Origin of the sequence: Brevundimonas sp. SH203, from assembly GCF_002157625.1 — a bacterium.
In the GTDB taxonomy this organism is placed as follows: domain Bacteria; phylum Pseudomonadota; class Alphaproteobacteria; order Caulobacterales; family Caulobacteraceae; genus Brevundimonas.
Genome location: NZ_BDMM01000001.1, coordinates 416805 through 434588, shown reverse-complemented (window position 1 = coordinate 434588; position 17784 = coordinate 416805). Strand labels below are relative to the sequence as shown.

Genomic DNA, 17784 nt, shown 5'->3' with positions numbered 1-17784 from the left:
CATGATCCGTCCCATCGCTTTTTCGCTTTCCGTCGCTGCCATCCTGCTGAGCGGTTGCACGCCGGTTTCGCCCGCGCCCGTAGCCACCGCGCCGGCGGCGGCGCCCGTCGCATCCAGCCCCTTGCTGGACGATGTGCGCGTCCTGTCGGGCGACGACATGCAGGGGCGCGACACGGGGTCGGCGGGGGGCGAGCGGGCGCGGGCCTATATCGTGTCGCGGCTGGAGGCGATGGGGGTTCAGCCGGCGCCCTTCGGGCGGCTTCAACCGTTCGAAGCGACGGGGCGCACGCGCGAGGGCGTGAAGCGGTTCAGCGGCGTCAATATCGTCGGCCTGATCCCCGGCACGCGCGTCGCGGATCGTTATATCGTGGTGACGGCCCATTACGACCACGTCGGCATGAACGACGGCCAGATCTATCACGGGGCGGACGACAACGCCTCGGGCGTGGCGACGATGCTGGAACTGGCGCGGCGGCTGAAGGCCCAGGCGCCGGAGCATAGCGTGCTGATCGTGGCGCTGGACGGGGAGGAGCGGGGGCTGCTGGGCGCGCGAGAATTCGTCAAGGCGCCGCCCGTGCCGCTGTCGTCCATCAGCCTGAACCTGAACTTCGACATGACGGCGCGGGCGGAAACCGACGGACATCTGTGGGTCACGGGCGGTTATCAGCACCCCGATCTGCGCCGCATCCTGGAACCGATCCCGGCGCAGGGGGCGGTGTCCTTCGCCTTCGGCAAGGACACGCCGCAGGATACGGGCGAGAACAATTGGGTCGATTCGTCGGATCACGCCGCCTTCCATGAGGCGGGCGTGCCGTTCCTGTATATGGGCGTCGAGTTTCACCCCGACTATCACCGGCCCAGCGACACTTTTGAGCGGATCAATCCGGCGGTGTTCACCAGCGCGACGGAACTGGCCATCGCCGGCTTTCACGCCCTGGACAAGGGGCTGGACCATTGAGCCGCCGTCTTGGCGTCGTCGCCCTGCTGGCGGTGCTGGCCGTCGGGGCCTGTGACCAGCGGGTCGAGCGGGGGCGGCCCGCGAACGACGCGAAGACGACCGCCTTTCGCCATGCGCTCAGCGGAGATGTGTCGGGGGAATACCGGCCGGCTCAGCCAGACGGCTCAGGCGTCGTCTCGCTGTTCATCGGCCAGACGGCGGCGTTCGAGGCGTGGGAGGCGGGCGATCGCGGCGCGCCGCCGCTGATCCTGACGCTGGCCGGGCCTCAGGGCGAGGTGAGGGTTCTGCCGATTCGCTATCAGATCACCGACGACGCCGTTCGCATGACGGGTGCGACGGCGGGCGGCGAGGTGCGGTTCGAGGCGCGGATCGACCAGGACGCCCTGGCCACGGCGCGCCGCAATCTGGGGGATCGCACCGTGGTCATATCGGGAACCGTTCAGGTCGACGGCCGACGCGCGCCCGTCGCCCTGACGGCCTGGAACGGCGACTGACTAAAGCAGGATGCGGACGATCACATAGACGCCGCCGGCGATCAGCGCCCACAGCAGAAGACTGAGCCCAGCCAGCAGGCCGACCGTCAGACGTCCCGACCAGCGGGACTCTTCGGATGATCCCATCGTATGGGATCGGCGCCGTTCGTCATCATTGGCGGGCTGAGACTGCATTAACAACCTATGGTGGTTTCCATCTGCGCCGTCAATTCGATCTGATTGGCCAACCGACATTGAGAGTTGTGTTTCGATCAACCAAGCGCGACTGTTTCCGGGGAGGCGTTGCGATGTCGAGCATGGAGGCGATCCGGACGCCGTGGGCCGCAAGACGTTTCCGTGCGCCGGCGCTGGGGTGGGAAGAGGGATGCCTGATCAGGGCGCTGGATATCGGTCTGGCGTCGGCGGCGATCCTGTTCTTTTTGCCTCTGATGGCGGTCACGGTCTTGGCGGTGTGGGGGCAGGGCGGCGGGCCGGTGCTGTTTCGCCAGCAAAGGATCGGACGCGGCGGACGCGCCTTCGCCTGTCTGAAGTTTCGCACCATGACGCCGGATGCGGAGGCGCGTCTGCCGGACCTGATCGATGCGGAGTGGCGCGCGTCGCGAAAGTTTCGCCACGACGCGCGCGTGACACGCCTGGGCGGACTGTTGCGACGCTCCAGCATCGACGAACTGCCGCAGTTGCTGAACGTGTTGAGGGGCGAGATGTCCCTGGTCGGGCCTCGACCCATCGTGATGGACGAGGCGAGCCTGTATGGGCGGCGGCTGGCCGACTATTGCGCCGTGCGGCCGGGTCTGACGGGCCTGTGGCAGGTGTCCGGCCGCAACGACGTGCCTTATCGTCGTCGGGTGGCGATGGATGTCTGGCTGGCCAGACATCTGAACCCTGGCGTCTATCTCGCCCTTCTGGCGCGCACGGTCCCGGCCGTGCTGAGCCGACGCGGCGTCTATTAGGGCAGGCGTTCCTCGAAGCCGTCGTCGGTTCCGATGATGGCCAGATCGGCCAGGTCCAGGAACAGGCCGTGTTCGACCACGCCGGTGATCAGCTTCAGGTCGTCGGCCAGACGCACCGGATCGTTGATCGCCCTGCACGCCGCATCATAGATCAGATTGCCGCCGTCGGTGCGGACCAGGCCGCGATCCGCCTGACGCACGCGGGCGGGCTGGTTGATCTCGTGGTCGATCAGGACATCGGCGATGCGGTTGGCCGTGGTCTTGTGACCGAAGGCCACGACCTCGATGGGCAGGGGGAAGGTCCCCAACACGGGCACGACCTTGGCGGCGTCGGCGATGACGATGCAGCGGCTGGACGCCTCCCACACCAGTTTCTCGCGCAGCAGGGCCGCGCCGCCGCCCTTGATCAGGGCCAGGCCCGGCCCGACTTCGTCGGCGCCGTCGACCGTCAGGTCGATGCGGGGCGTATCCTCCAGCGTCGACAGCGTCAGGCCCAGTTCGCGCGCCAGGTCGGCGGTCTTTTCGGACGTCGGCACGCAGCGCAGGCCGGACAGGTTGCGCGCGGCCAGCGCCTTGACGAACCAGGCGGCGGTCGAGCCGGTGCCCAGACCCACGATCATGCCGGCCTCGACATGGGCGGCGGCCGCTTCGCCGGCGTTCTTCTTCTGGAGGTCGCTCATTTGGACGGATCGTTCCTGGATTGGGCGGCCTTGGATGCGGCCTTTTTGGCCTTGGCCGTTTCGCGGAAGGCGGCGGCGGCCTCGGGCTTGATGGTCTGGCGGGCGCGACCGAAGGCCAGGGCGTCGGCCGGCACGTCCTCGGTCACGACCGAGCCCGAGGCGATCAGGGCGCCGTCGCCGATGCGGACCGGCGCGACGAGGCTGGAGTTCGAGCCGACGAAGGCGCCCGCGCCGATCTCGGTCCGGGCCTTGTTGAAGCCGTCGTAGTTGCAGAAGATCGTGCCGGCGCCGATGTTGGCGCCCGCGCCCACCGCGCCGTCGCCCAGATAGGACAGGTGGTTGGCCTTGGCGCCCTTGGCCATCGTCACGTTCTTCACCTCGACGAAGTTGCCGATCTTGACTCCCTCGGCCAGATCCGCGCCGGGACGCAGCCGGGCGTAGGGGCCGATCTCGGCGCCGGGGCCGACGCGCGCGCCCTCGATGTGGCTGAAACTGCGGATGCGGGCGCCGCCTTCGACTGCGGCGCCGGGGCCGAACACGACGAAGGGCTCGATCACGGTCCCGCCGGCGACCTGGGTGTCCCAGGCGAAGTGGACGGTGTCGGGAGCGCTCATGGTCACGCCGGCGGCGAGGAAGGTCTCGCGCTGGACCTGCTGGAACAGGGCCTCGGCCTGGGCCAGTTCGGCCTGGGAGTTGACGCCCATCACCGCGTCCTCGGCGGCGAAGACGGCGCGGGTCGGATGGCCGCCCTTGCGCGCCAGCTCGACCACGTCGGTCAGATAGTATTCGCCCTTGGCGTTGTCGTTCGTCACGTCCGCCAGGAGAGCGAAGAGTAGGGCGGCCGGGGCGGCCATGACGCCGGAGTTGCAGGCGGTCACGGCCAGAACCTCGGCCGACGCCTCCTTGGCCTCGGTGATGGCGGTCAATGTCTCGCCGTCCAGGATCAGGCGGCCATAGGCGCCGGGATCGCGCGCCTCGAAGCCGATGACGGTCACGCCGTCCGCATTGAAGACCGGCGCGATGTCGGCGGCCTTCAGCAGCGGGACGTCGCCATAGGTGACGACCACCTCGCCGTCGAAGCCGGACAGGGCCCGTTCGGCGGCGCGGACGGCGTGGCCGGTGCCCAGCGGCGGGTCCTGGACCGCGATGGCGGCCTCGCCCAGGCGTTTGACCACATGGGCGCGGACCTCTGGCGAGTGGGTTCCGACCACCACGACGATCCGCTCGCAGCCCAGGCCCTCGGCCGCGTCGATGGCGTGGTCCAGCATGGCGCGGTGGGCGACGGGGTGCAGCACCTTGGGCAGGGACGACTTCATCCGAGTTCCCTGGCCAGCGGCGAGAATGATGGCGGCGCGAGCGCGTGTCTGGCTGGTCATGAATCGTCCCGAGGGCTAGTCGTCTCGCCGTCTACAACGACCGTCACACGCCGTCATCCTCGGGCTTGACCCGGGGATCGGATTTGACGAGCAGCGGTGCGTCGCCGTTTCGCATAGAGGGCGGGCCCTCCGATCCTCGGGTCAAGACCGAGGATGACGGAGAAAGAACGAGGAAAGACCATGACCGATCGTGATCTGGAAGGCTGGACCATCGCCTTCGACCTGGACGGAACGCTGGTCGATTCCGCGCCGGACCTGATCGGAACCCTGAACCGCCTGCTGGTCGAGGAAGGTCTGCCGCCCGTCGAGATGGATTCGGCCTCGACCCTGATCGGGTCGGGGGCGCGGGCCTTGCTGGTTCACGGATTCGAGGCGGCCGGGGCGCCGGTCGAGCGGGCGCAGTCGGACGAACTGTTCGAACGGTTCCTGGTCGACTACGCCGCCCATATCGCCGACGGCTCCCGGCCGTTCGACGGCGTGGTCGAGACGCTGGAGCGGCTGGCGGCGCGCGGCGCGATTCTGGTGGTGGCGACCAACAAGCGGTCGGACCTGTCCGAACTGTTGCTGCAGAAACTGGATCTCGCCCGGCATTTCGCGGCCATCGTCGGTCCCGACCGGGTCAGCGCGCGCAAACCGTCGGGCGCGCACCTGAAGGAGGCCGTGGCCACGGCCGGGGGCGATCCCGAGCGGGCGATCATGGTCGGCGACGCGGCGCCCGACGCCGGCGCGGCTAAAGACGCCGGAATGCCTTGCATCCTGGTCACTTTCGGCTTCACGCCGGTTCCGGTCGAGACGCTGGGCGCCGACGTTCTGATCGACGATTTCGAGGATGTGGAAGAGGCGGTCGACGGCCTGTTGTCGGATTTCTACGTCTCCAAGGCGCTGAAATTCTGAAGGGCGGTTTCAGCAAATCTGTCGATCAATGATCGCCGTGACGGTTGCGGATCGGGCCGGCGATGGACAGATTGGCGCACCCCGTCGAAAGTGCCCTTCATGTTCGCTCGTTTTCTGAAAATCCCGCTGTGGCAGCGGACCGCCGCCGGCTTCGTCCTGGGCATAGCGGCGGGTCTGATCCTGCGGGAACGGGCCGAGGTCTGGCTGCAGCCGATCGGGGACGTCTATCTGAACCTGATCCGCATGGTGGTGGCGCCGCTGGTGCTGTTCACCATCGCCAGTTCCATCGCCAAGCTGGGCGAGGGGGCGGGGGCCGTGCGGCTGGGCGTGCGCACCATCGTCTGGTTCGCCATCACCTCCCTGCTGGCCGTGCTGGTCGGCTTCGCCTTCGGCCATATCATCAATCCGGGCGTCGGCCTGTCGAACCTGCCGCTGGGCGAGGTCAAGGAGCGGGTCATCCCGACGCCGCTGGAGGTGCTGATCGGCGTGGTCCCGACCAATCCCTTCGCCGCCTTGGCCGAGGGCAAGGTGTTACAGATCATCTTCTTCTCGGCCCTGGTCGGCATGGCGCTGGTGGCGCTGGGCGACCGGGCGCAGGGGGTGCGGCGGTTGGTGGACGAGGGGGCGGCCATCATCTTCCGCATCACGCGCTGGGTGATCCAGCTGACGCCCATCGGAGTGTTCGGCCTGATCGGTTCGGTGGTCGGCGGCTATGGCTGGGAGGCGCTGCTGCCGCTGTTGAAGTTCATCGGCGCCATCTACGCCGCCTGCCTGTTCCATATCCTGATCGTCTATTCGGGCCTGCTGAAGGTGCATGGTCTGAAGGTCACGAGCTTCTTCCGAGGCGCGTTTGCGGCCCAGCAGACGGCCTTCGCCACCTCGTCCTCTCTAGGCACCCTGCCGATCACCCTGCGTCAGACGGTCGAGCGACTGGGCGTGCCCCAGGCCTATGCCGCCTTCGCCGTGCCCCTGGGCGCCAATGTGAAGATGGACGGCTGCGGCGCCATCTATCCGGCCATCGCCTCGATCTTCATCGCCCAGTATTTCAAGATCGACCTGACGTTGACGCAGTATGTGCTGATCGGCCTGACGGCGGTGCTGGGGTCGCTGGGCACGGCCGGGGTGCCGGGGACCAGCATCGTCATGCTGACCCTGACCCTGTCCACCGCCGGCCTGCCGCTGGAAGGCATCGGCTATATCGTCGCGATCGACCGGGTCATCGACATGATGCGCACCGCGACCAACGTGACCGGACAGATGCTGGTGCCGGTTCTGGTGGCCAGAGAAGAGGGCATCCTGAACCAGGACATCTATGACGGCCACGTCGCCTGGCTGCCCGGCGACCCCGAGGCCGAGACGCCGGAAACCGTTCGCGCCGCCGGAATCTGAAACGGACGCTTGCGCGGGCCGGGCGACCGGGCTATGTCGCCGCCTCCGCAAGGCATGGATGCGTAGCTCAGCGGGAGAGCACCTCGTTCACACCGAGGGGGTCACAGGTTCAATCCCTGTCGCATCCACCATCTTCTCCAGATTTGAATGACGACTGGCGGCATCGGGCTGGATGTCAGCCTGAACCCGGCGCGTGCCGCCGCGTTGAGACAGCATGATGCTGATCATCCTCTTCGTCGGCGCAGTGATTCTGGCGGGCGCCCTGTTCGCGCTGTCCACCGTGTTCGAGGGGCGGGCCCGGACTCATTTCACCGACAAGGATGCAGACGGCGAGCCGGACGAGCCGAACAGGCCGGCCAAGGATCTGTGATCGGAGCCAACCATAGTCCGGGGCGGGCGGGTGCGACGCCTGCGACCAAGGTTCGCGCCGTCGAACAGGTTCGCCGTTCGGGCGTTTTTGGGTCATGACGATTCTCGCTCGCCTTTTTATCATGGGGGACGCCCTGACCAAGTTCGTGACCCGACACGAGCGGCTGCTCTGACATTGGTCCGACGACGGACGGACTGGCGCATTGCGTCGGAGGCCGCCTGCCGCCACCTTGTCGTCGACGTGATTTGAGGAAAGGACGCTTCATGGCCCGCAAACCCAACTACAGTTTCGAGCGGCAGGAGCGCGAACGGGCGGCGGCGGCGAAGGCGGCCGAAAAGGCGGCGGCCAAGGCCCAGCGCAAGGCCGAGAATGCGACCGAAAAGGCGCCGCCCGCCGAAGACTGAGGCTCAGCCGCAAAATCTATTCTTGTTTTCGTTGTTTGGGCGGTCGTGAAGCTCTATTCTTGCACGATGACACGCTGGACCCCCGAAAGCTGGAGAACCAAGACCGCCCTGCACATGCCGGCGGACTATCCCGATCCCAAGGCTCTGGCCGTGGTCGAGGACGAGCTGCGCGCCCTGCCGCCGCTCGTCTTCGCCGGCGAGGCCCGCCGCCTGACGTCGAAACTGGCGCAGGTGGAGCAGGGCGAGGCCTTCCTGCTTCAGGGCGGCGACTGCGCCGAGAGCTTCAAGGAGTTCTCGACCGACAACATCCGCGACACCTTCCGTCTGATCCTTCAGATGGCGGTGGTGCTGACCTTCGCCGGCCGCAAACCGGTGGTGAAGGTGGGCCGCATCGCCGGACAGTTCGCCAAGCCGCGGTCCTCGCCGCTGGAAGAGGTCGACGGCGTCGAACTGCCCAGCTATCGCGGCGACATCATCAACGGCATGGGCTTCACGCCCGAGGAACGCGCGCCCGATCCGCAGCGTCTGATCCGGGCCTATAACCAGTCGGCCTCGACGCTGAACCTGCTGCGCGCCTTTGCGGGCGGGGGGTATGCGGACCTGTACAACATTCACCGCTGGACGCTGGGCTTCGCCGGCGACAATGCTGCGGGCGCCCAGTACCGTGAACTGGCCGACAAGATCACCGAGGCCCTGGCCTTCATGGAGGCGGTCGGCGTCACGCCCGAGACCCATCCCGATCTGAGCCGGGTCGAGGTCTTCACCAGCCACGAGGCCCTGCTGCTGAACGTCGAAAGCGCTCTGACGCGCCTGGACGGCGGTTCTGGCGACTGGTTCGACACCTCGGCCCATATGCTTTGGATCGGCGAACGCACCCGCCAACTGGACGGCGCCCACGTCGAGTTCATGAAGGGGATCAAGAACCCCATCGGCGTGAAGTGCGGTCCGACCATGACGGCCGACGACCTGCTGCCGCTGATCGACGCGCTGAACCCGGACAATGTCTCGGGGCGTCTGACGCTGATCGGCCGCTTCGGTCACGACAAGGTGGGCGAACGCCTGCCCAAGCTGATGCGCGAAGTGAAGGCCTCGGGACGCAAGGTGATCTGGTCCATCGACCCGATGCACGGCAATACGCTGAAGGCCGGAAACGGCTACAAGACCCGGCCGTTCGACCGGATCATGGGCGAGGTGCGGACCTTCATCGACGTGGCCGAGGCGGAAGGCGTCCACCCCGGCGGCGTGCATCTGGAAATGACGGGCCAGAACGTCACCGAATGTCTGGGCGGCGCCCAGGCGGTGACGGAGGACGACCTGTCCAACCGCTATCATACCCATTGCGATCCGCGCCTGAACGCGGATCAGGCGCTGGAGCTGGCCTTCCTGGTCGCCGAACGGCTGAAGTCGGGCCGCGTGAGCCGGTCCGAAGCGGCCTGATCGACGCGAATGAGCAGGGCGACCGTCGTGGCGGTCGCCCTTTCGCCGTCCTGACAGCGCGCCGTCGCGCCACATTCGGCTTGTGGGGCGGGGACGGGCGCCGCAGATACGACCGGATGCGGTCACGGCGCGGACATGGACGCGCTGTCTGATCGACTGGCAACGACAAAGGGCTTTCCGGGCCGCGCTCGGGAAGTGATGGATATGGACACGCCTGCCCACCAAGACGAACAGCCCGGCCGTGTCGCCTATCAGGGTGCGCCGGGCGCCTTCAGTCACGAGGCCTGTCTGGCCTTGCGGCCGTGGGACGAGGCGGTGGCGTTCGAAACCTTCGAGGGCGCGCTTGAGGCCCTGACGTCCGGCGATTGCGGTTGCGCCCTGATCCCGGTCGAGAACTCGACCATCGGCATGGTCGAGCCCGCCGCGACCCTGGTGCGGGAACTGGGGATGGAGCCGGTCGCCGAGGTGTGGCGTCCCATCCGACACGCCCTGATGGGCTTGCCCGGCGCGCGGCTGTCCGACGTTCGAACGGTCGAAAGCCACCCCATCGCCCTGGCCCAGTGCGAGCAGACGCTGAAGACCCTGCACATGAAGGTCATCGAACATTTCGACACGGCGGGCGCCGCGCGCGATGTGGCCGAAGCCGGCGATCCGACCCGCGCCGCCATCGCCGCCGTCGGGGCGGCGGAAGTCTATGGCCTGTCGATCCTGCGCAACGATTTGCAGGATTCGAGCGATAATCGAACGCGCTTCGTCCTGTTGAGTGCTTCCAAGGGTTGACGGCGCACGGTCTTTGCGTGTCTTAAGGCCCGCACGGATCGCAACCCGATCCGCATAACCGGAACCGGACCATGTCCCGCCAGCGCGCCCTCTCTGTTTCTTTCGACCGTTCGCGCGCGGTGTCCGGCCTCTATTTCGGCTACGGCTTTTACGGCTTTCGATACGCCGGCTGAGGCGTCGGGCGCACACCGTCCCTGACTGCTTCACCGGCGACCGCTCTGGATCAGAGCGGCTGTTCGCCCTTGCACATATCGAATTCAGAATGCCGAAAGCCTTGTCCCATGCCCATTTCCAATCTTCAGCAAGTCTGGCCTGACGTGGCCGAGCTGACCCCCGAACAGCAGGCGCTGGCCGCCCTGCGCGCCGAGATCGACGGGATCGACGATCAGATCCTGGCCCTGTTCGAACAGCGCCTGGCCGTCGCCGCCACCGTGGGCCGCGCCAAGGACGCCCCGACGGGCCCGCACACCAAGCTGCGCCCCGACCGCGAACAGACGGTGCTGTCGCGCATGCTTTCGAAATGCCAGCCCGAGAACGCCGAGGCGGTCGAGCATCTGTGGCGCGAGATCGTCGGCTGGGGCCTGGCGCGTCAGGGGCGTCTTCAGGTCCAGGTCTGGGCCCCGATCGAGCCGACGCGGGCCTTCGACGGCGCGCGTCTGCGCTTCGGCGCTGCGGCGGACATCAAGATGGTGCGCGACCCGCAAAAAGCCCTGGCCTTCGCGGCCGAAGGGCACGGGATCGCCGTCCTGGCCATCAATACCGAGGACGCCTGGTGGATGGGCCTGCGTCGCGAATGGTCGATGCTGAGCGTCTTCGACGGTTACGGCGGTGCGACCCCGACCTCGCTGGCCGTCGGCAAGATCGATCCGCCGGCCCTGCCGAAGGGCCGCCGCGTCATCGTGACGGCGGGCGGCGACGCCGGCGACGGCGGCGGCGCTCGGCGCTGGGGCCTGAATACGCACCATGGCTGGACCATCGCCCTGACCGACGCCGAACTGTCGCCGGGCGACGCGGAAGGCTGCGTCGGCGCCATCGGCTGACTTTCTGGATCGGCTGACATCTAAAGAACGGGCCGCATCCGGCGACGGATGCGGCCCGTTTTCTTTTCAGGCCGCCGTATCTCCGATCCTGCCTCGTCGGAACCATGCCGACGCTGAAGCCTTGTCGATTCGAGTCCCGACAGGTGGCGCGCCGTTCGGTCGCCATGCGGATCACGAGCAGGGGAGGCGTCCAACATGATGAAGGGATTAACCTTTCCGCTTAAGCCTGTTGATGCACCAGACCTAAAAGGCTGGGCCTTAGGGTCGTTCTCATGACGCCCGCAGAAGCGACCCGTCCCGTTCAGATCGTCCCGGCCGTAATTGCGGCCCTGGTCGGTTCCGCCGCGCTGTCCGCGTGCGGGGCGGCCAATACCGATCCGCATCGATTCACATCCCTGGCCGACCAGGTGGCCTCGGTCGAGGTGCCTTTGACGCCCGGCGTCGGTCATTCCGGGCCTGCGCGGTCGGTCGAGGCGGCGGGGCTGCGCCCGGCCAGGTTCAGAGCCATGAGGGTCGCGGTCATGGACCCCCACGCCATGTGGGACGCCCGCGACGACCAGGCCGGCGTGCGGCGGGTGGCCGACGACGCCGGACTGCGCGACGCCGTGATCCGCCAGGTTCAGCCTGCGGTTCAGGCCGCAGCCCCCATCATGATCCGTGAAGTCGCCACGACGTCGCCGGCTCTGGACCGGGCGCCCTTGAGGCATGACGCCAGCCTTCGCCCCGCGCCGACCGGCGGCCGCACCATCCAGCTGGGCGCCTATTCCAGTCCTCAGGCGGCGCGCACGGCCTGGACGCGGTTGAAGGCGTCCGCCGATCTGGCCGCGCTGGCTCCGGTGTTCGAGCCGGTCGAGGTTCAGGGGCGGACCTTGACTCGATTGAAGGTCGGGCCGGTTTCCAGGGAGGCGGCCATCGCCGTCTGCCGCGCGGCCGATGTCGCCGACGCCTGGTGTGCCCGCAACAGCTGATCCCTGGCTGAGGCGCCGTCCACAGGTCTGCGTTAAGGTTCCGTTGACGTTTGGCGCGCGGCGGCCGACTCTTCGCCGAACTGGACCGCGCCTGAGTCGCGCCGGTCGGCACAGAGGATTCCCTCGAAATGACGCAGCCGCATGTGATCGTTCTCGGCAACGAAAAGGGCGGGGCGGGCAAGTCCACCCTAGCCATCCACATCGTCACCGGCCTGCTGCACGCGGGCCGGACGGTGGGGATCATCGACCTGGACCTGCGCCAGCGGTCGATGCAGCGCTTCTTCAACAATCGCGCCGCCTGGCTGGCCGCGAACGGACATGAGCTGCCCCAGCCTTTCATTCCCGACATGGGCGACGGCAAGGCCCTGGCCAAGGCGGCGGTCGCTGACCAGATCGCGGCCTTCGAACGCGCCTTCGACGAAGCGGCGGGCCAGGGCGTGGACTGCATCCTGATCGACACGCCGGGCGGCGATACGGCGGTGTCCAGCGCCGCCCACGCCCGCGCCGACCAGATCGTGACGCCGATGAACGACAGTTTCGTCGATTTCGACCTGCTGGGCGAGGTCGATCCGGTGTCTCTGGAGCTGCTGAAACCCTCGATCTATTCCGAGAGCGTCTGGGAGGCGCGCAAGCAGCGGGCCATTGCCCAGGGGCGCCACGCGACCATCGACTGGCTGGTCGTGACCAACCGCCTGGCCGTCGCCGAGGCCCGCAACCGCAAGCGTCTGGAAGAACGGATGAACAAACTGGCCAAACGGGTCGGTTTCCGCGTCGGGCCGGGCCTGCGCGATCGGGTCATCTATCGCGAACTGTTCCCCTTTGGCCTGACGGTGGCGGACCTGTCCAACGACATTCGCCCCGTGGCCGTGTCGTTGGCCCACGTCGCGGCGCGACAGGAGATGCGCAACCTGATGATGGCCATGGGGCTGGAGCAGGTGATCGCCCCTTTGGACGTGGCGGCCTGACGGTTTGACGGGCCTGACGACCTGATGGGTTTGATCTGGTTGGCGCTGGCGGCCATCGCCGTCTGGGCTTTGGTTCGGTTGGGTCGCCAGACCGAGCGGCGGGGGCGGGCCCATTGGCGCGTGACGGCGACCCTGCTGGGCGCGGTCCTGCTCGCCGGCGGCGCGCTGGCGGCCTTTCGCGGGGCTTGGTTGGCGGCGGCGGCGATGGCCGGGGCGGGCCTCTATCTGGCTTGGTCGTCGCGTCTGCGGGCCGTCGTTCGGTCCGAGCCGATCAGCGAGGCCGACGCCCGCGCCGTGCTGGGCGTCCGGCCGGGCGCGGACGAGGCCGAAATCCGCGCGGCCTGGAAGCGCGCCATGGCCCGCGCCCATCCCGATCAAGGCGGCACCGAAGGCCTGGCGACACGGGTCAACGCCGCGCGGGATCGGCTGTTGAAAGGGCGACGGCAGGCCTGAGTCAGGCCAGCCACGATCCGAAACAGAAGCTGTTGCGTATCAGTTTCAACTGTCCTAGATCGTTTCCATCCCTTGATTTGGACGGAGCCGGAAATGAAGATCGCTACCCTCGCCGCCGTGTCCGCGCTGGCCCTGCTGGCCGCGTGCAACAAGCCGGGCGAAGCGCCCGCCGCGGCCCCGGACGCCGCAGCCGAAGCCCCGGTGTCGGTGAAGGCGCCGGCCGGGGTCTATGTGCTGGACCCCACCCACGCCACGCTGCAGTGGTCGCTGCTGCACAATACGATTTCGCACTACACTGCGCGGTTCGACAAATTCGAGGCCAAGCTGACGCTCGATCCGGCCAATCTGGAAAACTCCAAGATCACCGCGACCATTGATCCTGCCTCGGTCAATGCGGCCTATCCCGCCAATTATAAGGCGTCGCACGCGGGTTCGGCCTATGCCGACTGGAACGACGACATGGCCAACAATCCGACCTGGCTGAACGCCAAGGCCTTCCCGCAGATCACCTTCGTCTCGACGTCGGTGAAGAAGACCGGCGCGCGCAAGGCCAAGGTGACGGGCGACCTGACCTTCCTGGGCCAGACCCATCCGGTGACGCTGGACGCGACCTTCAACGGCGAGATCGACCGCCATCCGTTCGCCAATGTGCCGGCCGTCGGCTTCGCGGCGGAAGGCCGGTTCAAACGATCCGAGTTCGGCATGGCGGTCGGCCCCGTCGGCGACGAGATCACGATCCGCTTCGATGGCGAGTTCATTCAGGAAGTCGCCCCGGCCGCCGCGCCCGGCGCCTAAGTTCCGAGATGTGGAAGGGTGGCGGTCGATCCCGCCGCCCTTTCTGTGCGTCCCAAGGCCGAGTTTTCCATGTCCCACGCCCGCAACCGCTATTCCACCGTCGCCATCGCCCTGCATTGGGCCATCGCGCTTTTGATCGTCTCGATGATCCCGATGGGTCTCTGGATGACGTCGGCGATCGAAAGCCCCGAGAACCAGGCCCTGGCCTATCGGGTGTTCCAGATTCACAAGTCGATCGGCTTTTTGATCCTGGCGCTGACGGCGGTTCGGATCGTCTGGCGGCTGACGCATCGCCCGCCGGCCCTGCCCAGGACTATGAAGTGGTGGGAGGCCTTTGCGGCGGGCGCGACCCATGTGGCCTTCTACGCCCTGTTGCTGGCGCTGCCGCTGACGGGTTGGCTGTACGTGTCGGCCGGCTGGGCGGTGTCGCAGGATCGTGCGCTGGAGGTGGCGACCAGCTGGTTCGGCCTCTTTCCCATTCCGCACCTGCCGGGCGTGGCCGAGCTGTCGATCCAGATGCGTCGGGCCCTGGCCTTCCAGGCGATGGGCGCCCATTCGTTCATGGCGTGGGGCGCGGTGGTGCTGATCATTCTGCACGTCGGCGCAGCCCTGAAGCACCAGTTCGTCGATAGGGACGGGGTGCTGGGTCATATGGTTCCGGGCCTGAAGTCCGGCCATACCGATGAGGCGGTCTCGCCGACGCCGACGCCGGTCTGGGCCGAACGCGCGGCGGGTGTCGCCCTGGTGCTGGCGGTCGCGTTCGCCGGCGCCATCGCCGCCCGACCCTATGCCCTGACCGAAAGCCAGCTGGCCACGATCACGCTCCAGGCCGTCGCGCCCGCCGCTGGCCAGCCGAAACTGGAGGCGCCCGTCACGCCGGGAACGGCGGCGGTCTGGACCATCGACCCGGCCGCCTCAACCATCGCCTTCACCGGAACCCACGCCGGCAAGTCGTTCAAGGGCCGGTTCGACCAGTGGACGGGGCACGTCTGGTTCGACCCGTCGGACCTGGCGGGATCGAAGGCCGTGGTTCTGGTCCAGACGGCCTCGGCGCGGACGGGCGATCCGACGCAGGAAGGTTCTCTGCTGGGCGCGGAATGGTTCGACCCGGCGCAGTATCCGACCGCGCGGTTCGAGGCGACCCGCTTCCGGTCCCTGGGCGGCGATCGCTACGAGGCGGCGGGCGACCTCAGGATAAAGACCACGACCATCCCGGTGGTCCTGCCGTTCCAATTCAGCGAATCCGGCGGCGTGGCCAAGGTGGAAGGCGCCCTGGAGCTGGACCGAACGGCGCTGGATCTTGGCATGGCCTCGGACGCGGCGGCGGACTGGGTGTCCAAAATGATCGGGGTTCGGATTGAGGTTTCCGCGCGACGCGGGTCGTGAACCGACGCTTGCCCTGACGGAAGCGAGGGCTTACGGCTCCGCGCCTCGATGAACGATTCAGGGAGCGGTCGATGACCCTCGCACTTCTGTTTCCGGGCCAGGGCAGCCAGGCGGTCGGCATGGGCGCGCAACTGGCGGACGCCTTCGGCTCGGCCCGCGACGTCTTCGCCGAGGTGGACGAGGCCCTGGGCCAGAAGCTGTCGGTGCTGATGCGCGAAGGCCCCGAGGACCAGCTGACCTTGACCGAGAACGCCCAGCCCGCCCTGATGGCCGTGTCCATGGCGGCGATCCGGGCGCTGAAGGTCGAGTTCGGGTTCGACGTGGCGACGGCGGCCTATGTCGCCGGTCACTCGCTGGGTGAGTATTCGGCCCTGGCGGCGGCGGGCGCGATCAGCCTGTCGGATACGGCGCGGCTGCTGAAGCTGCGCGGTCAGGCCATGCAGCGGGCAGTGCCGGTGGGGCAGGGGGCGATGGCCTCTCTGATCGGCCCCAAAACCGACCTGGCCCTGGCCGAGGCCGCTGCGGCGGCGGGCGCGGAACTGGGCGTCTGCGTGGTCGCCAACGACAACAACGCCGGAAACATCGTCATCTCGGGCGAGAAGGCGGCGGTGGATCGCGCCATCGAAAAGGCCAAGGAACTGGGCGCGCGGGCGATCCCGTTGAACGTCTCGGCGCCCTTCCACTGTCCGCTGATGCAGCCGGCCGCCGACGAAATGGCCCAGGCCCTGGCCAACGCCAAGATCGTCGCGCCGGCTGTGCCGGTGATCGCCAACGTCCTGGCCCGCCCCGAAAGCGACCCGGAGGTCATCCGCCGCCTGCTGGTCGAACAGGTCACGGGCCGCGTGCGCTGGCGCGAAAGCATGGAATGGATGGCCGGCGAAGGCGGCGTGACCCGCTTCGTCGAGGTCGGATCGGGCAAGGTGCTGACCGGCATGGCCAAGCGCATCGCGCCGGACGCCGAGAGCCTGCCGCTGAACACGCCGGAAGAGTTGGAAGCGTTCGCCAAGGCCTTTTGATTTGCCGCTCATCCCGGCGAAAGCCGGGACCCAGTTCTTTGGGCGATGAGCGTTTGCGTTTGCGCAGAAGCGGTGATCCCGGCCATCCTGCGCGTGAAAGCACTGGGTCCCGGCTTTCGCCGGGATGAGCGGAGAAAGTAGATGTTCAATCTTGCAGGCAAGACCGCGCTAGTGACGGGCGCGACGGGCGGCATCGGCGGGGCGGTGGCGCGGGCGCTGCACGCACAGGGCGCGACCGTTGTGCTGTCCGGCACGCGCGAGGCGGTGCTGGCGGACCTGGCCAAGGAACTGGGTGAGCGCGCCCATTTCGCCACCGCCAATCTGTCGGACCCGGAGTCGGTCGATAATCTGGTCAATGCGGCCGAGACGGCGGCGGGCGCGCCGCTGGACATCCTGGTGGCCAACGCCGGCATCACCAAGGACGGCCTGTTGATGCGGATGAAGGACGAGGACTTCCAGTCCGTCATCCAGATCAATCTGGAATCCTATTTCCGCCTGACCCGCGCGGCGGTGAAGGGGATGATGAAGCGCCGTTCGGGGCGAATCATCGGCGTGACCTCGGTCGTCGGCGTGACCGGCAACCCGGGCCAGACCAACTATTCGGCCTCCAAGGCCGGCATGATCGGCTTTTCCAAGTCGCTGGCCCAGGAAGTCGGTTCGCGCGGCATCACGGTCAATTGCATCGCGCCGGGCTTCATCGCCTCGCCGATGACCGATGTGCTGAACGACCAGCAGCGCGAGGCCATCCTGGGCCGTATTCCGGCCGGCCGGCTGGGCACGGGCGACGAGATCGCCGCCGCCGCCGTCTATCTGTCGTCCAACGAAGCCGCCTATGTGACGGGCCAGACCCTGCATGTGAACGGCGGAATGGCGATGATTTAAGGCCATCCGCCGTCATCACGACGCGCAACAGACTATTTCCAGCCCGAAAGCCTGTGCTAAAGGGCTGGGTGCAACGGCGGTTCGGGCTTTCGGGCTTGCGTCGCCTTCGCTGCCGTGAGACGGCGATTTCCGAGCTACCCCCGCCTCTACGGCGATTTCAAACAGGCAGAGAGACACTGATGTCCGACACCCTCGAGCGCGTTCGCAAGATCGTCATCGACCACCTGGACGCCGATCCGGACAAGGTCACGGAAAAGGCCAGCTTCATCGACGACCTGGGCGCCGACTCGCTCGACAACGTCGAGCTGGTGATGGCCTTCGAAGAAGAATTCGACATCGAGATCCCGGATGACGCCGCCGAGCACATCCAGACGGTCGGCGATGCGGTCAAGTTCATCGACGAAAAGTCGGCCGGCTGATCCTAGCCCCCGACGGAAGGCCGAAAGGCTGACGGTTCAAAAGGCCGCCCGGCGCTCCTAGCGGAGAGGCCCGGCGGCCTTTACTGTTTCTGACCCAGACGAATCCCCATGTGATTCCGTAAGGGAAG

The 17784-nt window shown here is 67.4% G+C and carries 21 protein-coding genes and 1 tRNA gene; 19 read left to right on the top strand and 3 right to left on the bottom strand.

The features are described from left to right. Position 1: 1 nt before the first annotated feature. On the top strand, positions 2 to 958 hold the full coding sequence (locus SH203_RS02115; protein WP_087119209.1) for a M28 family peptidase: 957 nt from the start codon (positions 2 to 4) through the stop codon (positions 956 to 958). After that, entirely contained in the window at positions 955 to 1452 is a 498-nt protein-coding gene (locus SH203_RS02110) for a hypothetical protein (protein WP_087119208.1), read from the top strand. The genes SH203_RS02115 and SH203_RS02110 overlap by 4 nt, the downstream gene beginning before the upstream one ends. On the opposite strand, the gene SH203_RS15840 is transcribed toward SH203_RS02110, so the two are convergent. Then, positions 1453 to 1578 (bottom strand): hypothetical protein, encoded by a 126-nt coding sequence (locus SH203_RS15840; protein WP_255376547.1) that lies wholly within the window; start codon positions 1576 to 1578, stop codon positions 1453 to 1455. A 170-nt stretch (positions 1579 to 1748) separates the two neighbouring features. Between SH203_RS15840 and SH203_RS02105 the strand changes: the two genes are divergently transcribed. Beyond that, entirely contained in the window at positions 1749 to 2402 is a 654-nt protein-coding gene (locus SH203_RS02105) for a sugar transferase (RefSeq protein WP_087119541.1), read from the top strand. Here SH203_RS02105 and rpiA read toward each other — a convergent pair. Both rpiA and glmU read right to left on the bottom strand, forming a co-directional pair. Further along, positions 2399 to 3082, bottom strand: a complete 684-nt coding sequence (rpiA, locus tag SH203_RS02100; protein ID WP_087119207.1) for a ribose-5-phosphate isomerase RpiA — start codon at positions 3080 to 3082, stop codon at positions 2399 to 2401. The two genes, SH203_RS02105 and rpiA, sit on opposite strands and share 4 nt — an antisense overlap. Beyond that, the gene (glmU, locus tag SH203_RS02095) at positions 3079 to 4458 is read right to left on the bottom strand and encodes a bifunctional UDP-N-acetylglucosamine diphosphorylase/glucosamine-1-phosphate N-acetyltransferase GlmU (RefSeq protein WP_087119206.1); all 1380 of its coding nucleotides are present in this window, start codon (positions 4456 to 4458) and stop codon (positions 3079 to 3081) included. Before glmU ends, rpiA begins: the two co-directional genes overlap by 4 nt. A 180-nt stretch (positions 4459 to 4638) precedes the next feature. Here glmU and SH203_RS02090 point away from each other — a divergent pair, with 180 nt between their 5' ends. The 16 genes from SH203_RS02090 (at position 4639) to SH203_RS02025 (ending at position 17656) form a co-directional block, all read left to right on the top strand. Continuing rightward, on the top strand, positions 4639 to 5352 hold the full coding sequence (locus tag SH203_RS02090) for an HAD-IA family hydrolase (RefSeq protein WP_087119205.1): 714 nt from the start codon (positions 4639 to 4641) through the stop codon (positions 5350 to 5352). Between the two features lie 99 nt (positions 5353 to 5451). Then, complete coding sequence (locus SH203_RS02085; protein WP_087119204.1) at positions 5452 to 6741, top strand: dicarboxylate/amino acid:cation symporter; 1290 nt, start codon at positions 5452 to 5454, stop codon at positions 6739 to 6741. A gap of 56 nt (positions 6742 to 6797) precedes the next feature. Beyond that, positions 6798 to 6872, top strand: a tRNA-Val gene (locus tag SH203_RS02080). 83 nt (positions 6873 to 6955) lie between these two features. Next, positions 6956 to 7111 carry a hypothetical protein gene (locus SH203_RS15460; RefSeq protein ID WP_159457520.1) on the top strand — a complete coding sequence of 52 codons (156 nt, stop codon included), beginning with the start codon at positions 6956 to 6958 and terminating at the stop codon, positions 7109 to 7111. Positions 7112 to 7374: 263 nt separating this feature from the next. Next, positions 7375 to 7515, top strand: a complete 141-nt coding sequence (locus SH203_RS15590; RefSeq protein ID WP_200808761.1) for a hypothetical protein — start codon at positions 7375 to 7377, stop codon at positions 7513 to 7515. A gap of 66 nt (positions 7516 to 7581) precedes the next feature. Continuing rightward, on the top strand, positions 7582 to 8952 hold the full coding sequence (locus tag SH203_RS02075; RefSeq protein ID WP_087119203.1) for a class II 3-deoxy-7-phosphoheptulonate synthase: 1371 nt from the start codon (positions 7582 to 7584) through the stop codon (positions 8950 to 8952). A 204-nt stretch (positions 8953 to 9156) separates the two neighbouring features. Then, positions 9157 to 9732: a prephenate dehydratase domain-containing protein gene (locus SH203_RS02070; RefSeq protein ID WP_087119540.1), complete on the top strand. Its 576-nt coding sequence runs from the start codon at positions 9157 to 9159 to the stop codon at positions 9730 to 9732. A gap of 281 nt (positions 9733 to 10013) precedes the next feature. Further along, positions 10014 to 10772, top strand: a complete 759-nt coding sequence (locus tag SH203_RS02065; RefSeq protein WP_087119202.1) for a chorismate mutase — start codon at positions 10014 to 10016, stop codon at positions 10770 to 10772. A gap of 272 nt (positions 10773 to 11044) precedes the next feature. Beyond that, a complete protein-coding gene (locus SH203_RS02060) occupies positions 11045 to 11740 on the top strand; it encodes an SPOR domain-containing protein (RefSeq protein ID WP_087119201.1) in 696 nt (231 codons plus the stop codon). A 128-nt stretch (positions 11741 to 11868) separates the two neighbouring features. Further along, positions 11869 to 12705, top strand: a complete 837-nt coding sequence (locus SH203_RS02055) for a division plane positioning ATPase MipZ (RefSeq protein ID WP_087119200.1) — start codon at positions 11869 to 11871, stop codon at positions 12703 to 12705. Positions 12706 to 12729: 24 nt separating this feature from the next. Next, entirely contained in the window at positions 12730 to 13158 is a 429-nt protein-coding gene (locus tag SH203_RS02050; protein ID WP_087119199.1) for a molecular chaperone DnaJ, read from the top strand. A 93-nt stretch (positions 13159 to 13251) separates the two neighbouring features. Beyond that, a complete protein-coding gene (locus SH203_RS02045) occupies positions 13252 to 13953 on the top strand; it encodes a YceI family protein (RefSeq protein ID WP_087119198.1) in 702 nt (233 codons plus the stop codon). Positions 13954 to 14022: 69 nt separating this feature from the next. Continuing rightward, positions 14023 to 15339, top strand: coding sequence for a cytochrome b/b6 domain-containing protein (locus tag SH203_RS02040; RefSeq protein ID WP_087119539.1), 1317 nt, complete (start codon positions 14023 to 14025; stop codon positions 15337 to 15339). A 71-nt stretch (positions 15340 to 15410) separates the two neighbouring features. After that, positions 15411 to 16355, top strand: a complete 945-nt coding sequence (gene fabD, locus SH203_RS02035; protein ID WP_087119197.1) for an ACP S-malonyltransferase — start codon at positions 15411 to 15413, stop codon at positions 16353 to 16355. Positions 16356 to 16496: 141 nt separating this feature from the next. Further along, positions 16497 to 17237, top strand: coding sequence for a 3-oxoacyl-[acyl-carrier-protein] reductase (gene fabG, locus SH203_RS02030; RefSeq protein ID WP_087119196.1), 741 nt, complete (start codon positions 16497 to 16499; stop codon positions 17235 to 17237). A gap of 179 nt (positions 17238 to 17416) precedes the next feature. Then, positions 17417 to 17656, top strand: coding sequence for an acyl carrier protein (locus SH203_RS02025; protein ID WP_008264317.1), 240 nt, complete (start codon positions 17417 to 17419; stop codon positions 17654 to 17656). Positions 17657 to 17784: the final 128 nt, after the last annotated feature.

Coding starts and splice junctions, on each gene's coding strand:
- SH203_RS02115 (WP_087119209.1), top strand. CDS start 2: ATGATCCGTCCCATCGCTTTTTCGCTTTCCGTCGCTGCCATCCTGCTG.
- SH203_RS15840 (WP_255376547.1), bottom strand. CDS start 1,578: ATGGGATCATCCGAAGAGTCCCGCTGGTCGGGACGTCTGACGGTCGGC.
- SH203_RS02105 (WP_087119541.1), top strand. CDS start 1,749: ATGGAGGCGATCCGGACGCCGTGGGCCGCAAGACGTTTCCGTGCGCCG.
- rpiA (WP_087119207.1), bottom strand. CDS start 3,082: ATGAGCGACCTCCAGAAGAAGAACGCCGGCGAAGCGGCCGCCGCCCAT.
- glmU (WP_087119206.1), bottom strand. CDS start 4,458: ATGACCAGCCAGACACGCGCTCGCGCCGCCATCATTCTCGCCGCTGGC.
- SH203_RS02090 (WP_087119205.1), top strand. CDS start 4,639: ATGACCGATCGTGATCTGGAAGGCTGGACCATCGCCTTCGACCTGGAC.
- SH203_RS02085 (WP_087119204.1), top strand. CDS start 5,452: ATGTTCGCTCGTTTTCTGAAAATCCCGCTGTGGCAGCGGACCGCCGCC.
- SH203_RS15460 (WP_159457520.1), top strand. CDS start 6,956: ATGATGCTGATCATCCTCTTCGTCGGCGCAGTGATTCTGGCGGGCGCC.
- SH203_RS15590 (WP_200808761.1), top strand. CDS start 7,375: ATGGCCCGCAAACCCAACTACAGTTTCGAGCGGCAGGAGCGCGAACGG.
- SH203_RS02075 (WP_087119203.1), top strand. CDS start 7,582: ATGACACGCTGGACCCCCGAAAGCTGGAGAACCAAGACCGCCCTGCAC.
- SH203_RS02070 (WP_087119540.1), top strand. CDS start 9,157: ATGGACACGCCTGCCCACCAAGACGAACAGCCCGGCCGTGTCGCCTAT.
- SH203_RS02065 (WP_087119202.1), top strand. CDS start 10,014: ATGCCCATTTCCAATCTTCAGCAAGTCTGGCCTGACGTGGCCGAGCTG.
- SH203_RS02060 (WP_087119201.1), top strand. CDS start 11,045: ATGACGCCCGCAGAAGCGACCCGTCCCGTTCAGATCGTCCCGGCCGTA.
- SH203_RS02055 (WP_087119200.1), top strand. CDS start 11,869: ATGACGCAGCCGCATGTGATCGTTCTCGGCAACGAAAAGGGCGGGGCG.
- SH203_RS02050 (WP_087119199.1), top strand. CDS start 12,730: ATGGGTTTGATCTGGTTGGCGCTGGCGGCCATCGCCGTCTGGGCTTTG.
- SH203_RS02045 (WP_087119198.1), top strand. CDS start 13,252: ATGAAGATCGCTACCCTCGCCGCCGTGTCCGCGCTGGCCCTGCTGGCC.
- SH203_RS02040 (WP_087119539.1), top strand. CDS start 14,023: ATGTCCCACGCCCGCAACCGCTATTCCACCGTCGCCATCGCCCTGCAT.
- fabD (WP_087119197.1), top strand. CDS start 15,411: ATGACCCTCGCACTTCTGTTTCCGGGCCAGGGCAGCCAGGCGGTCGGC.
- fabG (WP_087119196.1), top strand. CDS start 16,497: ATGTTCAATCTTGCAGGCAAGACCGCGCTAGTGACGGGCGCGACGGGC.
- SH203_RS02025 (WP_008264317.1), top strand. CDS start 17,417: ATGTCCGACACCCTCGAGCGCGTTCGCAAGATCGTCATCGACCACCTG.